The 24,201-nt window shown below is 39.0% G+C and carries 20 protein-coding genes; 2 read left to right on the forward strand and 18 right to left on the reverse strand.

Features of this window, described 5'->3' with window-relative positions; genetic code table 11:
* Positions 1–147: 147 nt before the first annotated feature.
* Positions 148–1,080, reverse strand: a complete 933-nt coding sequence (locus IQ283_RS22275; protein ID WP_242057446.1) for an alpha/beta hydrolase family protein — start codon at positions 1,078–1,080, stop codon at positions 148–150.
* A 341-nt stretch (positions 1,081–1,421) separates the two neighbouring features.
* On the opposite strand from IQ283_RS22275, the gene IQ283_RS22280 reads away from it, so the two are divergent.
* On the forward strand, positions 1,422–2,840 hold the full coding sequence (locus tag IQ283_RS22280; RefSeq protein ID WP_194222359.1) for an alanine/glycine:cation symporter family protein: 1,419 nt from the start codon (positions 1,422–1,424) through the stop codon (positions 2,838–2,840).
* Positions 2,841–2,941: 101 nt separating this feature from the next.
* Positions 2,942–3,121, forward strand: a complete 180-nt coding sequence (locus IQ283_RS22285; RefSeq protein ID WP_194222360.1) for a CsbD family protein — start codon at positions 2,942–2,944, stop codon at positions 3,119–3,121.
* 51 nt (positions 3,122–3,172) lie between these two features.
* Here the strand turns inward: IQ283_RS22285 and IQ283_RS22290 are convergent, their stop codons facing one another.
* The 17 genes from IQ283_RS22290 to IQ283_RS22370 form a co-directional block, all read right to left on the reverse strand.
* Positions 3,173–4,273 carry a toxic anion resistance protein gene (locus tag IQ283_RS22290; RefSeq protein ID WP_194222361.1) on the reverse strand — a complete coding sequence of 367 codons (1,101 nt, stop codon included), beginning with the start codon at positions 4,271–4,273 and terminating at the stop codon, positions 3,173–3,175.
* Positions 4,274–4,290: 17 nt separating this feature from the next.
* A complete protein-coding gene (locus IQ283_RS22295) occupies positions 4,291–5,904 on the reverse strand; it encodes a YceG family protein (protein ID WP_194222362.1) in 1,614 nt (537 codons plus the stop codon).
* Positions 5,905–6,082: 178 nt separating this feature from the next.
* Positions 6,083–6,895 carry an HAD family hydrolase gene (locus IQ283_RS22300; protein ID WP_194222363.1) on the reverse strand — a complete coding sequence of 271 codons (813 nt, stop codon included), beginning with the start codon at positions 6,893–6,895 and terminating at the stop codon, positions 6,083–6,085.
* A complete protein-coding gene (locus IQ283_RS22305) occupies positions 6,892–8,010 on the reverse strand; it encodes a cysteine protease StiP family protein (protein ID WP_194222364.1) in 1,119 nt (372 codons plus the stop codon). The genes IQ283_RS22300 and IQ283_RS22305 overlap by 4 nt, the downstream gene beginning before the upstream one ends.
* Before the next feature lie 8 nt (positions 8,011–8,018).
* Positions 8,019–9,236 (reverse strand): phosphoribosyltransferase family protein, encoded by a 1,218-nt coding sequence (locus tag IQ283_RS22310; protein WP_322098511.1) that lies wholly within the window; start codon positions 9,234–9,236, stop codon positions 8,019–8,021.
* Between the two features lie 52 nt (positions 9,237–9,288).
* Complete coding sequence (locus IQ283_RS22315; protein ID WP_194222460.1) at positions 9,289–10,440, reverse strand: HpcH/HpaI aldolase/citrate lyase family protein; 1,152 nt, start codon at positions 10,438–10,440, stop codon at positions 9,289–9,291.
* A gap of 114 nt (positions 10,441–10,554) precedes the next feature.
* Positions 10,555–11,280, reverse strand: coding sequence for a TerC family protein (locus tag IQ283_RS22320; RefSeq protein WP_408962624.1), 726 nt, complete (start codon positions 11,278–11,280; stop codon positions 10,555–10,557).
* A gap of 88 nt (positions 11,281–11,368) precedes the next feature.
* A complete protein-coding gene (locus IQ283_RS22325) occupies positions 11,369–11,947 on the reverse strand; it encodes a TerD family protein (protein ID WP_194222366.1) in 579 nt (192 codons plus the stop codon).
* A gap of 71 nt (positions 11,948–12,018) precedes the next feature.
* A complete protein-coding gene (locus tag IQ283_RS22330; protein WP_194222367.1) occupies positions 12,019–12,600 on the reverse strand; it encodes a TerD family protein in 582 nt (193 codons plus the stop codon).
* A gap of 30 nt (positions 12,601–12,630) precedes the next feature.
* A complete protein-coding gene (locus IQ283_RS22335; RefSeq protein WP_194222368.1) occupies positions 12,631–13,236 on the reverse strand; it encodes a TerD family protein in 606 nt (201 codons plus the stop codon).
* A 261-nt stretch (positions 13,237–13,497) separates the two neighbouring features.
* Entirely contained in the window at positions 13,498–14,166 is a 669-nt protein-coding gene (locus IQ283_RS22340; protein WP_194222462.1) for a vWA domain-containing protein, read from the reverse strand.
* Between the two features lie 15 nt (positions 14,167–14,181).
* Positions 14,182–15,216 carry an ATP-grasp domain-containing protein gene (locus tag IQ283_RS22345; RefSeq protein ID WP_194222369.1) on the reverse strand — a complete coding sequence of 345 codons (1,035 nt, stop codon included), beginning with the start codon at positions 15,214–15,216 and terminating at the stop codon, positions 14,182–14,184.
* Between the two features lie 208 nt (positions 15,217–15,424).
* Entirely contained in the window at positions 15,425–17,374 is a 1,950-nt protein-coding gene (locus tag IQ283_RS22350) for a PTS fructose transporter subunit IIABC (RefSeq protein WP_194222370.1), read from the reverse strand.
* A gap of 103 nt (positions 17,375–17,477) precedes the next feature.
* The gene (locus IQ283_RS22355) at positions 17,478–19,415 is read right to left on the reverse strand and encodes a BglG family transcription antiterminator (RefSeq protein WP_194222371.1); all 1,938 of its coding nucleotides are present in this window, start codon (positions 19,413–19,415) and stop codon (positions 17,478–17,480) included.
* Positions 19,416–19,545: 130 nt separating this feature from the next.
* Positions 19,546–22,113, reverse strand: coding sequence for a beta-mannosidase (locus IQ283_RS22360; protein WP_194222372.1), 2,568 nt, complete (start codon positions 22,111–22,113; stop codon positions 19,546–19,548).
* A 189-nt stretch (positions 22,114–22,302) separates the two neighbouring features.
* Positions 22,303–23,379: a mannonate dehydratase gene (gene uxuA, locus IQ283_RS22365; RefSeq protein WP_194222373.1), complete on the reverse strand. Its 1,077-nt coding sequence runs from the start codon at positions 23,377–23,379 to the stop codon at positions 22,303–22,305.
* Complete coding sequence (locus IQ283_RS22370) at positions 23,376–24,149, reverse strand: sugar phosphate isomerase/epimerase family protein (protein ID WP_194222374.1); 774 nt, start codon at positions 24,147–24,149, stop codon at positions 23,376–23,378. The genes uxuA and IQ283_RS22370 overlap by 4 nt, the downstream gene beginning before the upstream one ends.
* Positions 24,150–24,201: the final 52 nt, after the last annotated feature.

Below are 24,201 nucleotides of genomic sequence, written 5' to 3' on the forward strand. Positions count from 1 at the left end.
CTTTATTTTACCACTCCATTCATCAGGAAGAAAGTGATCATTCTTGAGCCTACAGAAGCTGCTAATATAAACGAATAGTTGAACCTCCTTTAGGTAATTTAAAGATGAAGCTAAAAATTCATTTGTTGAGGTTTTTTCTCCATATGCCTATCGCTTTTTTAACCATTCCGATACAAGTTTCATTAGCTCTGAATCTATAGGATGCTTTACCTGCTTCTTGTAATCATTGATGATACTCGAGAAACGATGTTCTACTTTCGTTTTTCGTAAAACATGAGTTAAGTCATCGACAATATAATGTTCACATTCACCTTTAACAAGAAGACAAACGTCTTTCACCTGCTCCTTCTTTACCTGAACATCTTTTGAGCCAGTGATTGCAATAACTGGACACTCTACCTTCTTTAAATATTCTCGCACGTCAAACTTCTCATGTTCACGATTCCATTTAGCATTTATTTTTTGACCATTGTATCGTATGGTTGGCGCATCAGTACTTTTAATTTTTCGGGTCATTTTATCATTCATCTTATCTAGCTTTTTATCTGCTTTAATGAATCGAAGCAACCACCCCTGGAAGCCACTTAGCGTTTGCATATCTTCTTTCATTTGACTTCTTTGCCAAGCTGTCGTTTCTGCAAGCGGCTCAGCTGAGGGAGATAATAGAATCATTCCTTGCACAGTGGTCCTAGTGTGGACGACAGGTGACACAAGACAGCCCTCACTATGCGCTAGAAGATAAATTCGCTCTTCATCAATACTTTCATGTGATTTAGCGAAATTCACAGCGTCTACAGCATCATCAATTAGATCATAGTACCCTGTTTTATAATAATCTCCTTTACTTTCACCAATTCCCCTCTTGTCATACCGAAGAGTGGCGTACCCTTCTCCTGTCAAAAAAGTAGCGAATTCCTTAAACGCATTTATTTTTAGCCTTTTGGCATTCTCATCACGATCTACAGGACCGCTTCCATGTATCATCACGATTACAGGATACTTATCTTCTGAATTGGAAGGAAGAGTAAGGGTTGCGCTTAAATCATATCCATTCTTAATCATAATATCGATCTCTCTCATGCTCATCGCTCCTTATCTCTGATTAAGTTAGAATTCACTTTTCATTTTCCCCAAGGGTTTTTCTATGTTATATCGAATATCAAAACATAGAGGAGAATAAATAAGATGGTTTATTTTACAATGTGAGGTTATCTTACATCAAGTATCCTTTTCAACCAATACTACCTGTATAATAAACAATTGTGTTGCTGCGTCTAACATCATTTATTTTCTGAAAATACGATTTATTTTCCATTTTTATTAAAACACTAATAAAGTAAGTTAGATTCAGTTGAATTAAGGGAAGTGTGATCATATCTTACATTCTTCTTTCCTAAATTATATATAGAAGGGGCCTACATATGGATATTTTAAAAACTATTGTTGATGCTGGTAATGAGCTTATTTGGTCAAATGTTCTAATCGTCATTCTAATTGGTGTCGGACTTTATTTTACAATTCGTTCTCGATTCGTTCAATTTCGCTTATTCGGTGAGATGTTCCATGTCCTTTCTGAAAAGGACACAATGAAAGGAAGAAAGAACTCTGTTTCAAGTTTACAAGCTTTCTTCATTAGTACGGCTTCACGTGTTGGAACCGGAAACCTTGCCGGCGTTGCCTCAGCAGTTAGTATCGGTGGTCCCGGTGCTGTATTTTGGATGTGGGTTATTGCCCTACTCGGTGCAGCAAGTGGATTTGTTGAAAGCACACTAGCTCAAATTTATAAAGTGCGCGATGGAGACGATTTCCGTGGTGGACCTGCTTACTATATGCAGCGTGCACTAAATGCTAGATGGTTAGGTATTATCTTCGCCGTCTTAATTACATTCAGCTTTGGTCTTGTATTTAACTCTGTACAATCCAATACAATCGCACTTGCTTTCGAAAATTCATTTGATGTGAATCGCTGGGTATTAGGTGCAATCTTAACTGTTGCAACGGCGATCATTATTTTCGGTGGCGTTCGTCGAATTGCTGTTGTTTCTCAAATCATTGTACCAATTATGGCAGGGATTTATATCATTGTTGCTGGTTTTGTTTTAATCGTTAATTTCACTGAAATTCCAGCTATGATCGCTCTTATTTTCCAACATGCTTTTGGTTTAAAAGAAGTGACAGGAGGCGGTGTTGGTGCCGCAATGCTTCTAGGAATCAAACGTGGTCTTTTCTCTAACGAAGCTGGTATGGGTAGTGCTCCCAATGCTGCTGCAACTGCAGACGTATCACACCCAGTAAAGCAGGGACTTATTCAGGCGCTTGGTGTGTTCGTGGATACTCTACTTATCGCTACAGCAACAGCATTTATGATCCTAATGTCAGATGGCTATGTTGATTCAAAGCTAGATGGTGTACAGCTTACTCAGGAAGCGATGAATCAACACTTAGGAAGTGGCGCAGGTATATTCGTAGCAGTTGCCGTTCTCCTCTTTGCTTTTAGTTCAATTATTGGTAACTATTACTACGGTGAAACAAATATCGAATTTATTAAATCAAGCAAAACCGCTCTTCTTCTTTACAGACTTGCCGTTCTTGCCATGGTTATGTTCGGTGCTAAAGCCGGATTCGGTATCGTTTGGGGCATGGCCGACCTTTCCATGGGTCTTATGGCACTCTTGAACTTAATCGTCATCTCCATTATTGGTAAAGTGGCGTTTGTAGCATTGAAAGACTATCGCGATCAGCGAAAAGCAGGTAAAGATCCTCAATTCTACGCCGATACGATAAAAGGCTTGAAATCAGATATTTGGACAGATAAGCCTGTAAAAGACAAATCAAACTAATGTACTATTTTCTGCCCCTTGAAGCAAAATGCCGTTTGGCATCCGCCTTCAGGGGGTATTTTCATTACTAGATAAAAGTAAGAGAAAGGAGCGTTTTTGCAATGAGTGATCGCAAAGGACTAAGTGATAAAGTGAAAGGCGCTGTTTCCAAAACTAAAGGTGAAGTAAAAGATCAAATTGGTAATGCAAAGGATGACCAACACCTTCAAGAAGAAGGCAAACGTGATAAGTCGAAAGGCGAATATCAGGAACGAACTGGTAACCTCAAGGATAAAAACTAAATAAAACTCAATTATAAATAAAAGGAGAGCGGGAACCCGCTCTCCTTTTATTTATGAACGTTTAGCATTATTACCGATTTGCTTCATGTTATCTTGAAGTTCAAGAATTCGCTTCGTACCTTCATCTCGCAGACGTTTATTCTCGTCCTCAATGGCTCTCGTTTCTTCCATACCTTTAACGATTGTATTCCAAGATTCTTCAATCGTCTCAATCTTAACACTCGGTCTACCAGATAATTTAGCTATCTCAACGCTTTGATTCGAGATGTTCTGCGCATTGTTTTTTAACATTTCGTTTGTACGACGGTCCAGCTCGTTCATTGAATCAGCAACAAGCTTCTGACGCTTCGCGGTCACAGCTTGAATGACACCGTTCTTAAAAACAGGAATGGTAATAATAAAGGCTGAATTGATCTTACCTATTAGCTTTGTGTTTCCGCGCTGCAACAGTCGAATTTGTGGAGCTGTTTGAATTGCAACCATTCTCGCCATCTCAAGATCGTAGATGCGCTCCTCTAGCGTCTGAATAGCATTATTCAAAGTATCTAGCTCCATTTGCGCCATTTGATCGCCAGCACTAACTTTTTGTTGGATCGCAGGAACCTTATCTTGAAGTTCTTCTAACTTTATTTGACCTGCAACGACGTACTTCTCAAGTTCTACATAATAGTTCAGATTATGTTGGTACATTTCATCCAACGTCCCAGTAGAACGAGACATTTCATCTTTGTACTTGGAGATTTCAACGTGTACCTTCTCAATTTCTCCACCGAGCGTCTGATATTTACCAAAAATCTTTTCTACCATATCATTGCTTTTTTTGAAAAACTTAGAGAGAAAGCCCGTTTTCGGCTCTTCAAAATCTTTTTTATCAAAACGATCCATGATTTTCCCAAGTTGTTTCAGCATCTCACCTGAGTCCGTGACGCTAGTTGTACGCATCATAGATAAGATTTTATCTGAGAACTTCGAAATCTCTACCGCTGGTTCTTTACCAAATTCGAGTAATGCCATTTGGTCTTTTACATCAATTTCACCGGCAAGCTTTTGAACTTCTTGCTCTTCGCGAAGTTTTAAACGTACATCTTCAGCCTTCGCTTCTGTAATCTCTTCATTCTTATCGAGCGTAGTTAGGCCTGTCTCATTCGTCATGGACGATCACTCCCTGATTATAATTTAATCGATTTAAATAGCTTACGAAATACAGAAGGTTCTTTAAAATCCTGCCGAAATGCCATTTCCTCTAACCAATGCGTATCAAACTGATTCGAATCAAGGTAGCGCTCAATACATTGATGACCAGGAGGATTATATAGAATGATATCAATACCGAACTCATTTAGCAGGTGTAACACTGCTGCATCTGATCGTGATAATGTACCGTTCATTTCTGTATTATATAGCACTACTTTCGGCACTTCCTGAGAATAATCAAACGTTTGCATTAAATGAACAAACTCCTCAGGGATTTTTGTAGTTTGAGAGAATAAATAAAGCTTAATATCTTCTTCCGTTTCATTACCTTCCGGAAGCAGCTTCGGATTTGCACACATTCTTGAGATAGCTTGTCCAATCGCTTTCTGTGTCTCATTGGGAAGGTGTTTATACTGCCACCAATTCCCCTGCATCATCAATTCAGGATCTAACATTCCTTCCCGATTCATCGTATGCTGGTAGTGAAATTTCTGATTCGCTCTCGTCTCTTGTGTGAAAGGAAACTGACGAATCATCGTAGTCGATTTCGCTTCACTTATATCTTGAAGTCGGTTCCAGTATTCCTTTTTATTCTCAGATACTCCCATGATCTTAGCAAATAAAGAGGGGATATGGACCGTGCCATCCTCTACTTTAAAATTAGGTCTAATAAATGCTTTTTCCTTTGCAATCAGAAATAATTCATCATAAGTCGTTTTTAGAGTAACAGACTTAGGGGAATAATTTCGTAACTGCCAAGGCTTAAAAAGTTGCGATCCTTCATGATGAAGCACCGTATCCATTTCCTTTGTTGCTCGATAAGCAACCGTAGAGCGTCTCTCTGGTTTTTCAATCGGAAATGGTTCAATTGCGACGGTAGTAGGTAATTTCCTTTTCTCCATCAATTCCCCATCGGGATCGAGTTCGTCAAACGAATCAACTCCTTCAGGATGAAAATAAAGGACATCGCATCCAAGCTGAACAAGATATAGTAAAAAGTATTGCTGACTTGTTGAAGCTTCACCGTACCATACAATACCGGGCATCTTTATTTCAAACTCCACATCCTCTAACCATGGAGCGAGATGATTCCAAGTCCATTTCATTAAATCAACAAGTACTCTGCGAAATTCCGGGTGACTAAATCCATCATTATGCTGTTTCTCAAACAGTTCAAGAATGGAGATTAATGATTTTCGCATATGACGATGTAAGGCAGGATTTTTGTGTGAAGGAATCAGTTTGGCACCTTCCAAAAAGGCTACGAATCGATTCGCAGAAAGTCCGTTTTCTTTTTGGTTAATAGAATGAATCGATTGAATCGCCTGAAGTCGTTCAGGACTTATCACCTTATTTAATTCTTCACTTAATACATGAAAATAGTTAGAATTCGATAGCTCATGCAGCTGAAGAAAATATTCATTCTCATCATAATAGCTCCCCAAAAACCTCCCCACGATTTGCGTTATAATTAATTCGTTCCCGTTCTCATAAGGAGTTCGTTCAGGAAACGGCTTGAATAATAGTTCATTTAAATTCTCATCATCAAGTGGTGTTTTCTTGATAAGAATTTGATCATAGTGACTCATGATGTTCTCCCCGCTTTCTCATTCCTTTCCGGAGGATGGTCAGTTCCGATCAAGCCTCCCTACATTCATAATTTTATTATACTTTTACAAGTAAGAAGTAACCCTTTTTATTTCTAGCCATTCTTTCATCAATATAACATCTTCTATCTTTCAGAATAACATACTATTTCTTCCATACTTAACTCTTTTGTTCTACTGATTCTTTTTTTAAAGATAAGTCGACGACAATGGAGTCTAGAATTTCTTCAGAGGCCTTCATTCCATGGGCTGTCGTTTTGGGAAGATCGGGATAACTTTCGAGAACTTCACCATGTGCAGGTACATAGCCACAATCACCTTGGTAAATAAGTTCATAATCAAGAAGGGAGTCTCCTGCTGTATACACGTAAGATAATCCAATCTCTTTCTTCAAATAGTCGACGGCTTTCCATTTGTTCACCGGATTTGGAACAAAATAAAGCTTCCTCCCCTGAAGACTAGGTTGCCATCCCTGCTCACGTGACCACTCAAATAAATGATAGAGTTCTTCGGACGATACATGATCTCGTTTAATAATTAGGTAAACAAAAAGGTAGTCTGCATGACGAATTCGCTCAACCCAGTTTCCTTTGATAAGGTTCTCCAGTTGCCGAACAAAGGCATCCAGCGACAAGCACTCTTCTAACGAAGCATTGATTCGATTCGACCAGTCACTCAATACTTTTCCGTTCTTTAAAATTCGACCGCCATTACTTGTTATGGCGTATTCGGGTTGAATCGTTGTTTGAAAAAATGTGATACGACGGTATTGTTCAACTGTTCTTGTTGTAACAGGGATAAAATAAATCTCTTTATTTACCTTCTGTAATAACTCACTAGCATAGTTGGAAATATACGAAATTTCCTTTCCATCAAGTGTTTCAATTAATTCATAGTTTTGCTGGGTATCTTGCTCGATCATTCTACTCGAATAAATTAACGTGCGATCTAAGTCACTAGCAAATGCTCTCATGATTCTTTCTCCATAGGCTTAATCAGTCCACAGCATGAATAAGACATGTTTGCGTACTCTTCAATTGGAACACCTCGGTCTCTTGCTAGAATAAGAATATGTTCTAAGTTCATTTCCGCATCTGGATGCACAAGAATTTTCCATGGAACACGCCGTAACAATACTCTCGTAGTTTCTCCAACACCAGGTTTGATGAGGTTACTGTTTGCTATTCCATAATCCCTCTGGATGTTTTCGATGGATTCAAGTCCTTTCCACTTCGGCTTGCGATCTTCCTTTGAGATATCTTGCAATCCATCTTCAACCTCTGTAGCGATCAAAGGATACTGTGTACAAATTGTATCGACGAATAAGTTGGAGACATCTTCTGCAGCAAGCTCCGAGTAGTATTTGCCTCCGTGGAAATCTCCCTCATGAATCCAATTATTATTAAGCACAGTACGACTGACAAGCCCTGATACGGTTGAATTTAAACAAGCACTTGGAATCAGAAAATCTTCACGAGTTCCAAAAAGAGAAGAACAGTCACCTGGGTCTGCTAAAACGGCTAATTCGCTTGATAGATTCTTGCCAGTACTAGCATTAAATTCTGCTACTGACTTTGTTAACTCCTTTGTAATCGCTCCTTTTCCAGTCCATCCGTCAATAAACGTAATAGACGAATCAGGATGCTGATTTAAAATAAATTGAAGAGCATTCTCATCAATGCCTCTGTCCCTAATAATAGAAATGCTGTAATGGGGAAGTTCTCGATCATACTTATAAGAAAGGTAACGCTTGATTAATACACCTATTGGCGTGCCTGCTCTAGCAAGCGAAACAAGTACTGTTTGAAAGCCTCTTTCCGCCACAAGCTGTTCAGCAACAATCCCTACTGCTACAGCCACTTTGTGCTTCGCCTCTTCGAGTGAAGTATAGAACAATTTCATATATTCATCTGTCGGCTTATACTCAATAGGAAGCATCTCAGAATAGTGTGTACCTTTCTGAATTGCCTGTTCTCTCTCCATCGTACTTTTTTCCATTGTGATGTCTGATAAATCTTTTAGAAGGAAAGTTACATCTTGATCAGGATAACTTCCCATTTTGGTAGTCTGTACAGTCAATTTGTTCATCCCTCTCTTCAAGAACACGTTACAATATGAATCGTTTTTATATCCCGTTCTTCTAATATTGCTATAATTTCTTTAAGGTCAGCATCTGGGACACTTTTTTCAAAAAAGAGAAAAGCTTGCTCATATTCACCTTTAAGAATGTTGTAGACGTAATGCTGAATTTGTTGATCTTCTGGATTCTGAAATGTGAATCCATTTGATATCGCATATCCTTCAATATCTACCGGCTGTATCGGACTTCTTGTCGTGGAATGATAATACACCTCACCATTTAGATAAGAGGCAATTTTCATTGGGATATACATAAACTCCCCAGTGCCAAGGCATAGAGTCTTCCCTTCGAGTGATTCTTTCTTTAAGAGATTCGATGCTTTCTGACATGAATCCTCTATCTTCGCCTTATCCGCTCCATTAATTCCAAACCTACCGCTATAAGTTAAATAGTCATTTTCATTACGTGAATCGAAACAAGATGATAAATCAATGCGATTAATCTCGGCTACATCACTAAGATATCGACTTGATTGAAAGTCATGAATCGGATGCTCAAGAGGCTTTCCTTCGAATTTAATAGTTCCTTTAAGCAAAGAAACAACGCTAATTGTAATCCCGAGTTCCATTTCTAATGCTTTATATTGTTCCATATGTTCAACAGATCGCCAGTCTAATAGAGAAAGAACAGCATAATGTTTGCGAGGATAGTTGGCGTGGAGTTCCCTGATGATATTTAGACAAGTCTTCCCAGTTGTTATTTCATCATCTACTAATACAACAGGATTAGACTTCATTAGAATAGACCGATCTGCATAACACCGTTGATCCACAGCATGAGAATGCTCTTCTTTAAAGTTAAATTCTGGATCTAAATCACTTACATTTTCTCTTGTTGTATGAATATAGTATCCTTCTTGAAAGCTATCAAATACAGCATGTCCGAGAGCTGTAGCCGTTTCAGCAAATCCAATTACTATTGGTGGTTCCTCAAGATAGAGAGGATTGTTTAGCAATTGCTCGTACGATTTCTTAACTTCTTCCAGGTGGTCGCTTAAAAACCCATCTCTTACTTCTGATAAATAATCGATGGACTCTCCTGTCACGCTCTCATAATAAGTGATTGCTAAGAGTCCTGAGGCAAGTAGCGATTTATGAGGATGAACCGGAATATGCTTGCCAAGCATTTTGCTAACAAACAAAAAACCTCTTTTTTTATTAATTCTAGCTGCCATTTGAAAAAATTCCTCAACCGGTATGTTCAATTTATTTTGAGTAACCTCTAAGTTAACGCTCATATCCGACAGGATCTGAAAATGGTACTGTTTCGGTAAGCATTTTGATGAAATTGTACTTGTCATGATACACCCCGTATATATTCGATTTCGTAATGATCTTCATCGCCCACTTATAATGCGGTTTAATCTCATTCATCTTATTATGTGATTCGCTTTTTAGCACGCCTACATCCCCACTTACGTGATCCAAAATGCTAAGTGCATCAAGATATTCTTCTTTCGATACAATATTTACACACTGTACGACTTTCATATGAGTAGGGTGGATGACAGTTTTACCAATTAGCCCATTCGTCAAATCAAGCAGCGTCTCGTTCAACAGTCCTGTGTTATAGTCCAGTATGGTTTCATTCGCATGGGCACTTACTTCTCTTCTGCTATTAAAATACTCCCATACAGGACCCGAGATAACAAAGGTTCTACCAAAATAATTGACGACATCAGATATAAAGTCTCTCATTATCGATATATCGTATATTGTTGATTGGGCACTGCGGCGGATTCCATAAAGTCCACATAGATCAGTTGCTCCTATACGGACGTTAAGAATAGAGGATTCGTATTCTTTTAACAGCAAAGATATGCGTTGGAATTCTGTATAGCGTGATTCCTTATAGAAAAGCTCTGGTGACTCTAAAATCGGCATGCCATATAGAAGAGCACCTGCCGTTCGTTCTACTTTTTTGAGAGTATGTAAATACTCTCCACCATTCTTAGAGGAGAATTTAGGAAACACAAAACCTGTCAAATAGTGAATAGAAGCACCTAATTTATTTGCCACTTCGTTTAACTGCTCAGCTGACCGGACACGAATGAACAGTAGGGGCAGTGTCTCCCAACACAATTGACGATCATTCATAGCTTGCGCGATAGAGGAAAGGTGCTCTACCGTCTGATCGATCGCCTCATCCACACAGTTGTCCCCAATTGCATCTTCAAGATCAAGCACAATCGTAGTCAATTCTTGGTACTTGCCTTGGATCACGATCTCAGCAATATCTTTTCGAATCGCAGGCATATACAAAGCAGCACCAACCGCATACGATAGCTGTTCACGATCTATATGTTTATTAATAGGTGTTGGTTTTTTATAGAAAATTTGCTCCTTTTGCATTTCTGATAGATATTTAAAATATTCCAGCGTCTTCACCCCCTAAGTCCTAATTATTAGGTTATATTAGCTTCTATTTTTACTAAATTGAAAGTTTCATTGTATAAAAAAGAAGGAGAGCACCCGCGTCTCCTCCTCTTTATATTATTCGTTCTCTTTTGCTGATGCTGTTTCTTCAGCGTATTGTCGATTTTTATTGTTAATGTAATGAACAACAAACGTTCCAAGGAAGGCAAGCACGATAATACCAAAGAAAGCAACGTGCGGGATTTCAATATGGAACACGCTTAAGAACATTTTTAATGAAATTATCGCGATCAATACAAATGCTGTATTTTCCATTTCAGGTACTTTTTCGATTAACTTAAGGAAAACTCCAGCTACCGTTCTCATAAGAAGAATACCAATCATTCCTCCAAGTAACAGGACCCAAACTTCTTCGGAAATGGCTAGAGCAGCTAGGATACTATCAGCTGAGAACGCAATGTCCATTAACTCTACTGAAATAACAGTAGCCCAGAATATACCGAAAGTACGAACGAGCCAGCTGTCCTTTTTCATTCCATCTGAACCTTCTTCTTCACCTTTACTTCTGAAGTGTTGAATAACAATCCAGGCAAGGTAAGCAGCACCAAAGACCTTAATCCACCAGAACTTAATCAGATATAACCCAATTCCGATAAATAAGAAACGGAAGAAATAGGCTCCTATTAAACCGTAAGTAAGAGCTTTTCTTCGCTTTTCGGGTGGAAGGTGTTTAACCATAACGGCAAGTACTAGTGCGTTATCAGCTGATAGCAGCCCTTCTAAAAGTACCAGCGTACCGATAAGTCCCCATGAAACAGGGTCAGTTAAAACTTCTCCCCACATTTCCCAATCAAAGAAAGAGGCATATGTGTTTAGAATTTCTTGTAAGATTTCCACTTGATGTTTCCTCCTAATGTCAACTAGCTAAGCCTTAAACCTCAAGGCCATAATTTTTACAAAGGGATGCAAGTCCACCTGAGAACCCGCTACCTATTGCATTGAATTTCCATTCGTTACCGTGTCGATATAGTTCACAAACGACGACGGCTGTTTCAATTGAAAAATCTTCGCCAAGGTCAAATCGCAATAGCTCTTCTCCAGAAGATTCATCCGCAAGACGAACAAATGCGTTTGATACTTGTCCAAAGTTTTGGTGACGTGCTTCAGCATCATGTATGGTGACGGTGATCCCAATTTTATCAACATGCGCAGGAATTTTTGAGAAGTCGACGATCAGCTGTTCATCATCTCCATCACCTTCACCTGTTCGGTTATCACCTGTATGAATGACTGATTTACTTGGATGCTCTAAGTTGTTATAAAAAATAAAATCCAGATCGTCCTGACAACGATTATTTGCATCAACTAAAAATGCCGATGCATCTAGATCAAAGTCAGAGCCTCCCTGGTATTTGTTCGTGTCCCAACCAAGTCCAATAAGTCCTTTAACGAGTCCTGGATTTGTCTTTGTTAAATCAATTCTCTGTCCTTTAGATAGTTGAATTCCCAATGTGATCCCCCAATTCGCGTTTATATTGGAATGGCAAGAGGGAGGCATCCCTCTTGCCAAAAAAGAAGAGTTTATCCGACTTGTAAACCAAAATCAGTTGCGATTCTAGCAAGTCCTCCCTGATAACCAGATCCTACTGCAGAGAATTTCCATTCGCCGTTATGACGGTAAAGTTCTCCAACAATAATCGCTGTTTCAATTGAGAAATCTTCTCCAAGATCATAACGAATGAGCTCTTCGTTTGAATCTTCATTTAGGATGCGTACAAATGCATTAGATACTTGTCCGAAATTCTGATTACGCGCTTCAGCATCATGTATCGTAATGACGAAAGAAATTTTCTCAATTTCAGCTGGAACATCATGAAGATGAACTTTTACTTGTTCGTCATCTCCTTCTCCTTCACCAGTACGGTTATCGCCTGTATGAACAACCGAACCGCCGCCACCTTCTGTTTGATTATAGAAAACAAAATCTTTATCAGAAGAACACTTACCAGTGCTGTCTAATAGGAAGATACTTGCGTCAAGGTCAAAGTCATTTCCGCCATCGTATTTATTTGTGTCCCATCCAAGTCCTACAATAACCTTTGATAGACCTGGATTTGTTTTTGTTAAATCTACTTTTTGTCCTTTAGATAATGATACAGCCATGCTCGTCAACCCCTTTAGAATTTTAGTAGTTTAATATTTTTTTGCAATGTCGCTTAAGCCCGCATCGTTCGTTCCATTACCAATCGCGGCAAATTTCCATTCACTGCCGTGGCGATAGATTTCTGCTACAAAGAGGCTTGTCTTACCAGAATAGTTATCTGTTAGATTAAATTTAATCATTTCTTCTTGATTCGACTGGTTTACTACGCGAATAAACGCATTTTGAATCATACCAAAATCCTGTTTGCGTTTCACAGCATCATAGATATTTACTACAAAAACGAGTTTCGTAATGCGCTGTGGCACCTTCCCGAGATCAACCATAATTTGCTCGTCATCACCGTCTCCAGCACCAGTCAGGTTATCACCAGTATGATTGATACTTCCACATGCGCTTTTTAAGTTACCGAAGTAAATTAAATCTTTTTTAGAAGTTAATTTGTCGTCCTCAAGCATAAGGAGAGAAGCATCACAGTCAACGTTAGCGCCGCCGCTTCCGCCTCCAAAAAGACCGCCTAGAAGACCACCTTTCTTTTGCTCAACTGGATCCCAACCAAGGCCAACCATAATTTTCGATAAGCCGGCATTTCCTTTTGTTAAGTCAATTCGTTGACCTTTCTGCAAAGAAATTGTCAAATCGTTTCACTCCTGTTAGTAGATTTAAGTTAAATATGAGATGGTGCGTGTTAAGTTTAATAGTTAACTGCCTATTCTGTAATACGTGCCTAGATTCAGAAAGTTTCATGTTTCAACAAAAAAATTGTTTTTAACAAGAAAAATTGATTCTTTCTATTTAAAACTAACATATTTTCAGCTAAAATGAATCCTTTAACCATTGAGCAACGATGATAATATGAAAGAATTTTGTCGATTCTGTTAACATAGGGAACTAGCTACTTACTGAATAACTCTTTTATCTTTTGCTTCCTTCAACCAATCAGGAAATTCATTTAGAAGATTATTGTACAACACTTCATCACTTGTCCGGTCAATATCTTCTATATGGAAGAAGTTGGCGTTATCAATGAACCGTCCCGTCATTGTGTCCAAATTCTCTAATACATCGAAGTTTGAATCTCCTATACCAATAAACTGCCAAAAAAGAGGTTGGTTTGAAGATTCGACAATGGCTTTCTTAATTCCACGTTTACAGCCCCCATCATTAATAAACACAATGAACACCGGTTCTTTCGATGGATCTTCTTCGACGTATTTACTAATGACATCTTCCATAACAAGAGGTTCATCATTTCGGCCAAATTTATGAACGAGATCGTTCGAAAGAATTTGACGATCCACGTATCCTTCGAAATCAAATTCTGTTACAGGCTTTAATCGACTAAACTCATTATCGTATACCCATACATCTAGTGAACCATCATCATCGAATTGACTTGCGACTGCAAGAACACGCTCGACGACTTTTTGAACGACACCTTCTTTGTATAATTTCCGCATTGAACCGCTAATATCAAGGACAAGACCTACTCTAGCTACAACTTGATCTAAATTCTTTTTCTTTAAAACAATACCAGCGTTTTTCTTCATTAATGTAATACTCATCAGAGTACCTCCCATAAATTAAGAAAGAACAACTTCTTTTTCTATATGGCTAGCGCGAATACCCATTTCTGGATTTAAATTAAGGAACGGATTACCACCATTTTGCAACAGTTTAATCGCTTCGTACGGGATGTTTACGCCCGATAAGCAGCTAATATTTAATCCCCCAGCCATCCTTGGGTTAATTTCAAGAAGCTTTGGAATTCCATTGCTGAACTTAACTTGAATATTTGAGATGTAATCAATGTTATATTCCTTGTGTATAGCTCGTGCAATCTCTAGTAGCTCTTCATTGTTCTCAAGTTCTCTTACTCTTCCCCCAACTTTCTTACGAGGGATAGCAAGATGCAGCTCTCCATCATACGCAAGACAGTCGATGCTATACTCATAACCATCTAAGTACTCTAAGACCATTAATTCTGGGAACGAATCTTTTTGACTTAAAATAGAGCAAGCATGCTCAATTGAAATTCTTCTAGATATCCCACCCGTAAGAAGTTCTTCAATCGTTTCCTGCCCTTCACTAATAACCCGAAAGCCATTGGCGCCTTCACCTATCACAGGTTTAAAACAGACAGTATGACCTTTTTTACGAAGATGATGATAAGTTTTTTTGAATTCTTCTACATTGGTAACAACTGCGTAATCTGGAATAGGAACGAGCGATGTCTTTTTCTCTGCTTCCTTTGTAAGAATGGATTGGTACATAGCCGCTTTATTATCCATAAGAGCCATTAATTCTGCGTCACATACGAGAACTTTTACACCGATGCTGTGGAATTTCGAAAGATTTTTCGAGATGAGGACATTTTCTTTACGAGGTATGAACAAATCGATGTTCTTTTCAGCACAAACTTGTAGACAATACGCAACGTACGCATCGCCACTAATATCAGGTTCAACAAAAGAATGATCGCAATACTGTAAATACAAAGCATCTTCGTTCGGGTGTGAACCATACACTTCAAATTCTGCTCCATCTTCGTTTTGTCGAATTAACTCTATGTAATGTGCCACAGTAGTAAACCATCTATTAAACCAAATCTTTGTCATGTTTGACTCCTTCTTTGCTGTGAAAGTTGTTTCTTAATTCAGCTAATACAGTTAGCTTAACATGAATACTTATCTCGAGATTTCACTCTCCCCGTTTATCATTTCATTCCAAATTTAAACATTCGACAGGTTTCGAAATTCTCCTCTATCTAGCAAAAAATAAAGTGCGAACCTTTATTAGGTTCACACTCTATTCTTAATTAAACGTTTATTTAATTTGTTCTAATAGTTGATAAGCTTCTTTCGTTGATTGAACTGTTAGAAGCTTTTCTCTAAATTGATCATCCATTAATTGTCGTGAAAGCATTTGGAGAATCTTTAAGTGAGCATCCCCTTCGCTCTCTTTAGGGACAGCAATCATAAAGATTAATCGAGCTTCTGTGCCATCTAAACTGTTCCAATCAATTCCTTCTTGTTTCAATCCAAAGACCACGCTTGGCTTACGTACAGCGGAAGATTTTCCATGTGGAATCGCGATATTCATTCCGATGCCAGTTGAACTTTCATTCTCACGGCTAAGGATTGCTTCTCTAAATTCCTTGCTTGAATTAAGAACGCCATCTTCTTCTAATTTCGCAATCATCTCATCGATCACAGCATCTCGATTTGACCCTTTTAAATCAATATCGATAAGTCTTTCATTTGTAATATCTGTAAGCTTTGAAATCTCCTCGGTAGTAGATTGAGTCGCTCCCATACTTTGAACAGGCTCCTCCTCCACTAGTTCTTCACTACTGATTTCCATCCCAACTCCAGCTACCTCTACAACGGCATCTTTTTTCAAAAGGTTAACGAGAATAGCTGTTACGAATGCCCCTACAATAACCGCTATGAAAAACATCAATACGTTATCAACTGCTCCTAAGACGGCTACGATCGGCCCACCATGAGCAACGCGATCTCCCACATTACCTATCATCGCTATAACGGATCCCGTAATTGACCCTGCCATAATACTCGGAATCACTCGAATCGGATCCTGAGCAGCAAACGGAATGGCTCCCTCCGTAATACCGAATAATCCCATAGTAAAAGATGCTTTACCAGTTTCTCTCTCAGCTTCTTCATATTTTTTCTTCTTAAGAAATGTTGCCAGTCCCATCCCGATTGGAGGGATACAGATAGCGGCCGCGATAGGCCCCATAATTTCATAATTTCCTTCTCCAATCATTGCAGCTCCGAATAAGAAAGCAACTTTATTAACAGGTCCTCCCATATCAAAGGAGATCATCGCTCCAAGGATGACCGCAAGAAGAATCGAACTTGTTCCTTGCATACCTGCTAACCAGTTCGTTAATGATTCAAATACTTGCGCAACTGGCGCACCTACAATATAAACGAATACTAATCCCACAATGAGCGATGAAAAAACAGGTATAATAATAATCGGCATGATTGGTTGTACTGCCTTAGGTACTTTAATTCGCTTAATAGCAAGTGCTACATAACCCGCTAAAAAACCAGCGATCATACCACCAATGAAACCAGCTCCAGCCTCGCTTCCATAAAAGCTTCCGTTAGCAGCAATGTAACCACCAATGACACCAGGCGCAAGTCCAGGTCTGTCAGCAATACTATAGGCAATAAAACCTGCAAGGATAGGGATCATGAATGTGAACGATGCTCCCCCTAATTGTTCAATCGTTTTCCAAAATGAATCTTCAGGAATAACAAGACCACTCTCTGTCGGCTTTCCTCCTATGGTTAAGGCAATTGCAATTAATAATCCTCCTACAACGATAAAAGGAATCATGTAAGATACACCATTCATAAGGTGGCGATAAATGGGATTTTGCTTATCCTTCTTTTCCTTCTTAAACTCATTAGCTGCTTTACCGTCTGAATGAAAAACAGGCACCTCTCCATTTTGGTGCTTGTTAATTAACTGCTCCGGCCTACGTATCCCATCTTGAACCCCAACTATGAGAACTTTTTTACCAATAAAACGTCCTTTCTCAACCGTTTTATCTGCCGCAATAATAATGCCATCGGCTTCCTCGATGTCTTTCTCAGAAAACTCATTCTCTACTCCAATTGATCCTTGAGTTTCAACTTTCATTTCAACACCTAACTTATCGGCTGCTTTTTGAAGATTTTCAGCTGCCATATAAGTGTGCGCAATCCCATTTGGACACGATGTAATCGCTAACAGTTTCATTTCTTATTCCCCCTCTTCAATCGTAATCGCTTACATAAATAGTAACGTAAGATTAGAAAGAAAAAGGAGCTATATTTTACCGGAGCTTTCGGTAAAGTTGATTTTATTTTTCGATTGCATTCGTTTCCAAACAATTAATAAAAGCATTTGCACTTGTTTGTTCTGTTAACTTTTTTAAGAAAAGAGGTTGCTCACTAATTGAAGAAATCTCCCTGAATAATTCGCGAGTAACTCCGCCCCCTTGATTTCCAAGGGCTAATAAAAATACTAAATTAACTCGTTCTTCGCCCCATTCAATCGGCTCTTTCAAGACAGCCACTGCTATACCTGGTGTATGTATAAAGTTAGGGTTACCATGTGGAATCGCGATACCAGAACCAATTGCGGTAGAAGATGTTCGTTCTCTTATAAGAGCTTGATGCACGTATTCCTTTTCTACAAATCCCTTCTCATACAATGCATTCGAGAGAACTTCAATTACTTTATATCGATGATTTCCATCGTGCTGAACGAACACAAGATCCGACTGAAGGTAATTAGAAAATACGGCATTCCGCCTTTCTTCACGGTTCGCTTGATCCATTTCTCCTAAAAAGGATTCTAACTTACTTTCCTCCTCAGTATTAAGTAGTGGTGAAATGACAATATGCGGTATAGACTGAGGCTCCATCTCGACTGTAGAAATGATAAAATCCACCTGATGTTGAGTAAGAAAATCATGTAAAGCCGTACGTCCGATACAGTTTAAAATTATTAAAGAAGAGAATTTCCGTTCAAGCTTTGTTTGTAGCAACTGAGACATTCCAACACCTAAATGACAAACAATCACCACACTCTTCTTTTCTCCACGATTTGATTGTAATCGCTCAACTGCGGCTTCAAAATGAAGGGTTAAATAAGCTATTTCATCTTCTGGAATCGATAATTTCCACTTATCCTGCATTTCTACTGTTATTTGGATTAATAAATCAAACAAATAGGGATACATCCTCTTAATTTCTTGAAGCATGGGATTAGACACAGACAGCCCATACTGTATGCGGTTTAGAGCAGCATACAGATGCACGCGAAGGCCTTCCATAAGGTTAGCGTCAGCATTAAAAGACAGATTCGTCATTTCAGTCATTTCATTGATTAACGCTAATCCAATTCTCTCCACCTCTGGCTCTCGTATGATCGAAACACCAGTGCGTTTAGCCCCTATCAAATGAAGGGCAAGGTAAGCAACTTCACCTACCGGGAAATGGGCGACAAAGACGATGCCCAGCTTTTTAAGAAGTGCTTTTGACCACTCATACTCTTCATACTCTTTAATTTGTTTTTCTTCCTTATCCGTAACTTGAATCGATTGACGCAGTTTTGTTCTTTTAATAATAAAAAGGGTATGATAAAGAAGATTTTCGAAAGATTCATCGGTATAAGTAATCGAGTGCTCGTTTTGCAGATTTCTTAATTCCTTCTCAACAAGCTCTATTTCATATAACGTGAACTGCTTCTTCAAGAACGGACGAATAAGTGCCTCATTTTGTACAAGCTTACCTAGATTAACAAGCGCGCTTCGACGCAACCGCTCTTTCCCTTCGATCATTACTCCTACTTTTTGTCTTGAATGTAATGTTAAATTCATGGTCTTTAACCACTGATTGATTTGTTCAAGATCTTTCTTAAGAACAGAGCGAGTAATAAAATGACTGGTGGAAAGGTTTTGTAATGTCATCGGTCCTTTAACTGTTAATAGCTTATATGCAAGTTCAAGCAACCTTTCACTTTGGGACAACTCGTCAGCATGGCTACTTTCATACGAAAACTTCTGATAAAGCCAATCACGTTCTTCATTCTCTATCACTAGTTGAATTCCAAGTCCTGTTTTCCGAATCAGTGAGCCACCTGTTTCTTTTCTTATATAAGGTTGTATGACATCAAGATCATTCCTTATCGTTTTATCTGAGCAACTCAGACGCACAGACAAATCTTTAACAAGGGAAAATTCTCCACTAGTCTCCAAAAGAATACACATTAACTTTTTTTGTCTTTCATTCATGTTCTCACCTACTTTAGATGGTCGACTTAGTACCTATAAGAATTATAGCAAAAGAAAAGTAAGAGGAGAAAATCACTACAATAAAGAACCCTCCATACACATTAGTATATAAAGGGTTGTATAATCACTCCTATTCTTTTATAAAATCGGACATCGAATGAACTTTTATTCCCTCCGCAATCCCTTTTGTAAAACCTTGATCTTTTGATCGAGTTAGAAATTCAATTCTTTTTTGCTCTCCAGGTATGAGATCAAAGTAATTATCCGTAAAGATTCCTTCCAAATCACTTGTTACATATACCTGCTTAGCAAGTGTATTTGTTTCCAAAGTGTAGTGCTTCCCTGAAGATGTGGAAACCTCTTCTATTTTTAAATTAGGTTTACAAAGTGAAAGGTTTTTCACTGATGTAAAATAATGATATTTTGCATCTATGATTTCACCTTCTAATTCAAGTTCAGCTTTGAACACTATGTTATTAGGGTCACGATTCTCAATTACTTCTTCAGTCTCTAATGTAACAAAATTAGTTGCAGAGTTGCTTTTTAATGCGAATGACTCATTCCATTCACGAAGCAACGTTCCATCGAAAGTCGACAAACTCATGCGAATCGAACCCTTCATTTCACTTAATATATCTGAAATAATATGAATATCTATTTTGGTGCGATTAGTACCATCTATTGAGAGCGTTATATCCTGGAAACTTCGCTTCACATAATATTGAAGAGCTTTCCAGTTACCGTAATAATCCATGCTTGACCATGATGCCACTGGCCAGCAATCATTCATTTGCCAGTACAGAGTTCCCATACAGTAAGGTTTCTTTCTTCGGTGAGCTTCAATTGCTGTCTTGATTCCTTCTGCTTGAAGAACATGACTCATATAAAGAAATGAGGGGAAATCTTTAGGCTCTGGGAGATAGGTCTCCATGTATTCTTTGATTAAATAATTTCCTCGCCCATTTTTCTGATGGTGCAGCATGACCTTAGAATCGAGAGCCATATCTCCTTCTCCAGCGTATGATTCCACAGTCTTCAGTTCCGGAAACGATTGAAAACCGTATTCACTCATAAAACGACCAACATGGTGATTATACTCTTCGAAAGGCTTTAAACCATGCCAGACATCCCAATAATGAATATCTCCACTAGTAGATGTATTGCTAGTATGCTGACGACTATCACCTGTCCAATCACTCATCGGTGAAGATGGCCAGTAGTAGACACCTGGCATATGGTTCTCTACCGCTTCAGGTAGAATGGTATGAAAAACATCTTCATACGCTTGCCAGATTTCATCCTGGATCGGTTTAGAATACTGCTGTTTCCATCCCCAACCACCATCTTCATCATAGGCAGACCAGGCAGTATCGATCTCGTTATTCCCACACCAGAGTGCGATACTCGGATGATTGCGAAGTCGCTTCACGTTCTCTATCGCTTCAGCTTTCACATTCTTTAGAAATGCTTCATCACCCGGGTACATGCTGCAAGCAAACATGAAATCCTGCCAGACAAGAATTCCATATTCATCGCATAGCTCATAAAACGCATCGTATTCGTAAATACCTCCGCCCCAGATCCGAAGCATATTCATATTACTTTCAACTGCACTTTGGATTTCATGTCGGTATCGTTCAAGCGTAACTTCAGTTACAAAACTATCATTCGGAATATGGTTTGCACCTTTCGCAAATACCGGAACACCATTTAACTCGATATAGAATGATTTTCCTTCATCGTCTTTTTCTCTAATCACCTTAATCGATCGTAAACCAGTTCGCGTTGTTTTCCCAGCAACAAGAGATCCGTCTTTTCTAATTTCAGCTATGAACTCATACATATTCTGATCGCCAAGTCCCCGTGACCACCATAGCTTCGGATCCTGAACTTTCATATCTAAACTTACTTCATTCATGCCACTCTGTAATTGTACGGTTTGAATCAGCTCGATTTCTTCAGTTTGAATTCTTAGTTCTCGTTCTCCTTCTTCCTCAGCCTCAATCTCTACAAGAGCAGTCAAATCAGCCTCTGAAGCGGTTACATTTTTCTGAAAAATCGACAAGTCTTCTATTCTAGCTTCAGACCATCCGCGAAGATGAACGTCCTTCCAGATTCCGCTCGTAACAAAGCGAGGACCCCAATCCCATCCATAGTGATACGGCGCTTTTCTAGCAAACACACTTAAGTTCTTATCGCCTACACCGCCATCTTCAGAATGGTCATTAACGGCCGGAAAGTTATACCCCTGTTTTTCGAGCTTTTCAAGATCCGTTTGGATCGGAGATTTGAAATGAATCCGAAGTACGTTTCCCTTTTCTTTGACGAACGGCTTTACATTTGCTTTCCATGAACGAAACATATTGTCGGCAGATAGTAGATGTTCATCATTAAGAAAGACCTCCGCATAAGTATCCAGACCATCGAACACGATTTCGATCTGATTTTTATTCAGCAGTTCTGCAGGTACGTCGAAGGAAGTCTCATATTCCCAATCTTTTTTATCGATCCACTGCAGATCCAGTTCATTTTCACCGTAAAAAGGATCTGAAATAAGATTGTTCTTTAATAGATCGGTATGGACACATCCTGGAACTTTTGCTGGAAGCCATTCCTCTCCTTCAGTCTGTCTGAATTTCCAATCTGACAATACCGCCTTTTCTTCTTTTACAGTTGAATGATGCGAAACTTTAATCATCAGAAACTCTCCCTTTTTTATATTTTTGATTCAATCATAATGACACCGAATAAAAATTCGAAACGAATGTTCAAAAAAAAGAGGACTTTATTATTGTCTCTCCCTCCATGTGAAATAAGCGGTATGATGTTTGAATTTTTTAGCTACTTTGTATGCAAGCCTCTCCATCTATTTTGTTGTAAATAAATTTCATTTCTCTTTTAAACTCGGAATACGGTTTAATGAATCCCAAACTCCAAGCAAATACATGATTCCAAGTGCTCGGTCATATAAACCATAACCAGGGCGACAAACTTCATCCCATATATGTCTCCCATGATCCGGACGCACGTACCCTTTATAGCCACTCTCATGAAGAGCCTTTACTACATCATAAATATCAATAGATCCATCTTGAGTTCGATGGGAAGCCTCTATAAAGTCTCCGTTGTCCTCGGTTTTCACATTGCGGATATGTGCGAACGCAATTCGATCAGCAAACTCTCTCACTATTTTGCCGGGATGATTCTTTGGATTCGCTCCAAGAGAGCCACTACAAAATGTCAGGCAGTTCGAGGCACTGTCGACCATCTTCAGCATGCGAGATATATTTTCTCGATTCGTGATAATCCTCGGCAAACCGAAGATAGACCAAGGCGGATCATCCGGATGAATCGCCATTTTCACGCCATTTGCTTCTGCCGTAGGAATAATCGCATTAAGAAAATAATGCAAATTGCTAAAAAGATCTTCCTCTGTAATGCCCTGATAGGAATCAAGCAGAGTGGATAATTCTCCTAAGCGCTCGGGTTCCCAACCGGGCATGTGAAAATCAAGATCATCCGCATTCTGCTTAACGATCTGCCTTACATTCATATTAGTTACTTTCTCATGCTCATAGAAAAGAGCCGTCGACCCATCCTTTAACCGTTTTTTTAAATCGGTTCGAAACCAGTCAAACACAGGCATGAAATTGTAGCAAATCACTTTCACCCCAACGCTTGCTAACTTTTCTATCGTCTTTTTATAGTTTTCAATATAGTAGTCTCGATCGGAATGACCTAATTTGATCGCCTCATGTACATTGACACTTTCTACAACTTCATTAGATAATCCGCTATCAACGGCCTGTTTTCTCACTGCCTCTATCTTTTCCATAGGCCATTCTTCTCCAGCAGGGAGATCATGCAGTGCCCAAACGATTCCTTCAGTACCAGGGATTTGTTTGATATAGCGCAATGGCACCGTATCATTTCCTTCACCGAACCATCTGAACATCATTTTCAACCTGTCCCACCTCTTTCATTAGTAGAAAAGCGCTTCAATGCTCCCAAGTTTTCTACAAGACTATCATATGGGTTCCCGTCGAATTTCTCTTGTTCTACAGTGAACCAATCGATGTTGACCTTATCCGCTTCACGCATCAGCCCAGGATAATCAATCATTCCTTTACCTACTTCAGTTGACCTTTTCGTGCCATCTCCTATCATATCTTTAATATGCAACGAGACGATTCGATCTTGGTAAGTCTGAATGATTTGAAGAGGATCATGACTCGAATAGGCTGCCCAATAACAATCCAATTCCATTTTCACTAGATCTTTGGATGTTTCTTTAAACAAAAGATCGAAGCCAGTACCTTCGCCCATATCCGTAAACTCAAAAGCGTGGTTATGATAACCAAATTCAAATCCTGCATTCTTACAGCTTTCGCCTATACGGTTTAGCTTTTCAGCCGAACGCTTATAGTCATCGGCTGTTTTCCTCATTTCTTCCGGTAAGGCAGGACAAATCAGTAAATGCTCACCGATCGCTTCATGATAGGAGAAGAGTTCCTCAAGTCGCTCTTCTCCTAGCTGATGAATGCCCACATGTGAACCGGCACGCTTTAATCCCTTCTTATCTAAGCTTTCACGAACTTGTTCTGCTGAGGCATCAAAAAAACCCGCAAATTGGACGCCATCGTATCCCATATCACCAACACGTTCGATCATGCCAAGAAAATTTTTTTCGGCTTCTTCTTTCAGTGAATAAAGCTGAAGAGTGATGTTTGCCAACTTCTCTCTCTCCTCTCGTATTAAAAGAACCTCACCCGACCTGTTAGTTCTA

Source organism: Pseudalkalibacillus hwajinpoensis (genome assembly GCF_015234585.1).
GTDB classification, from domain to species: domain Bacteria; phylum Bacillota; class Bacilli; order Bacillales; family Guptibacillaceae; genus Guptibacillus; species Guptibacillus hwajinpoensis_B.

What these genes read in the sequence shown, in the direction of transcription:
- IQ283_RS22275 (WP_242057446.1), bottom strand. Translation starts at nt 1,080, where the DNA reads ATGAGAGAGATCGATATTATGATTAAGAATGGATATGATTTAAGCGCA.
- IQ283_RS22280 (WP_194222359.1), top strand. Translation starts at nt 1,422, where the DNA reads ATGGATATTTTAAAAACTATTGTTGATGCTGGTAATGAGCTTATTTGG.
- IQ283_RS22285 (WP_194222360.1), top strand. Translation starts at nt 2,942, where the DNA reads ATGAGTGATCGCAAAGGACTAAGTGATAAAGTGAAAGGCGCTGTTTCC.
- IQ283_RS22290 (WP_194222361.1), bottom strand. Translation starts at nt 4,273, where the DNA reads ATGACGAATGAGACAGGCCTAACTACGCTCGATAAGAATGAAGAGATT.
- IQ283_RS22295 (WP_194222362.1), bottom strand. Translation starts at nt 5,904, where the DNA reads ATGAGTCACTATGATCAAATTCTTATCAAGAAAACACCACTTGATGAT.
- IQ283_RS22300 (WP_194222363.1), bottom strand. Translation starts at nt 6,895, where the DNA reads ATGAGAGCATTTGCTAGTGACTTAGATCGCACGTTAATTTATTCGAGT.
- IQ283_RS22305 (WP_194222364.1), bottom strand. Translation starts at nt 8,010, where the DNA reads ATGAACAAATTGACTGTACAGACTACCAAAATGGGAAGTTATCCTGAT.
- IQ283_RS22310 (WP_322098511.1), bottom strand. Translation starts at nt 9,236, where the DNA reads ATGGCAGCTAGAATTAATAAAAAAAGAGGTTTTTTGTTTGTTAGCAAA.
- IQ283_RS22320 (WP_408962624.1), bottom strand. Translation starts at nt 11,280, where the DNA reads ATGTGGGGAGAAGTTTTAACTGACCCTGTTTCATGGGGACTTATCGGT.
- IQ283_RS22330 (WP_194222367.1), bottom strand. Translation starts at nt 12,600, where the DNA reads ATGGCTGTATCATTATCTAAAGGACAAAAAGTAGATTTAACAAAAACA.
- IQ283_RS22345 (WP_194222369.1), bottom strand. Translation starts at nt 15,216, where the DNA reads ATGACAAAGATTTGGTTTAATAGATGGTTTACTACTGTGGCACATTAC.
- IQ283_RS22350 (WP_194222370.1), bottom strand. Translation starts at nt 17,374, where the DNA reads ATGAAACTGTTAGCGATTACATCGTGTCCAAATGGGATTGCGCACACT.
- IQ283_RS22355 (WP_194222371.1), bottom strand. Translation starts at nt 19,415, where the DNA reads ATGAATGAAAGACAAAAAAAGTTAATGTGTATTCTTTTGGAGACTAGT.
- IQ283_RS22360 (WP_194222372.1), bottom strand. Translation starts at nt 22,113, where the DNA reads ATGATTAAAGTTTCGCATCATTCAACTGTAAAAGAAGAAAAGGCGGTA.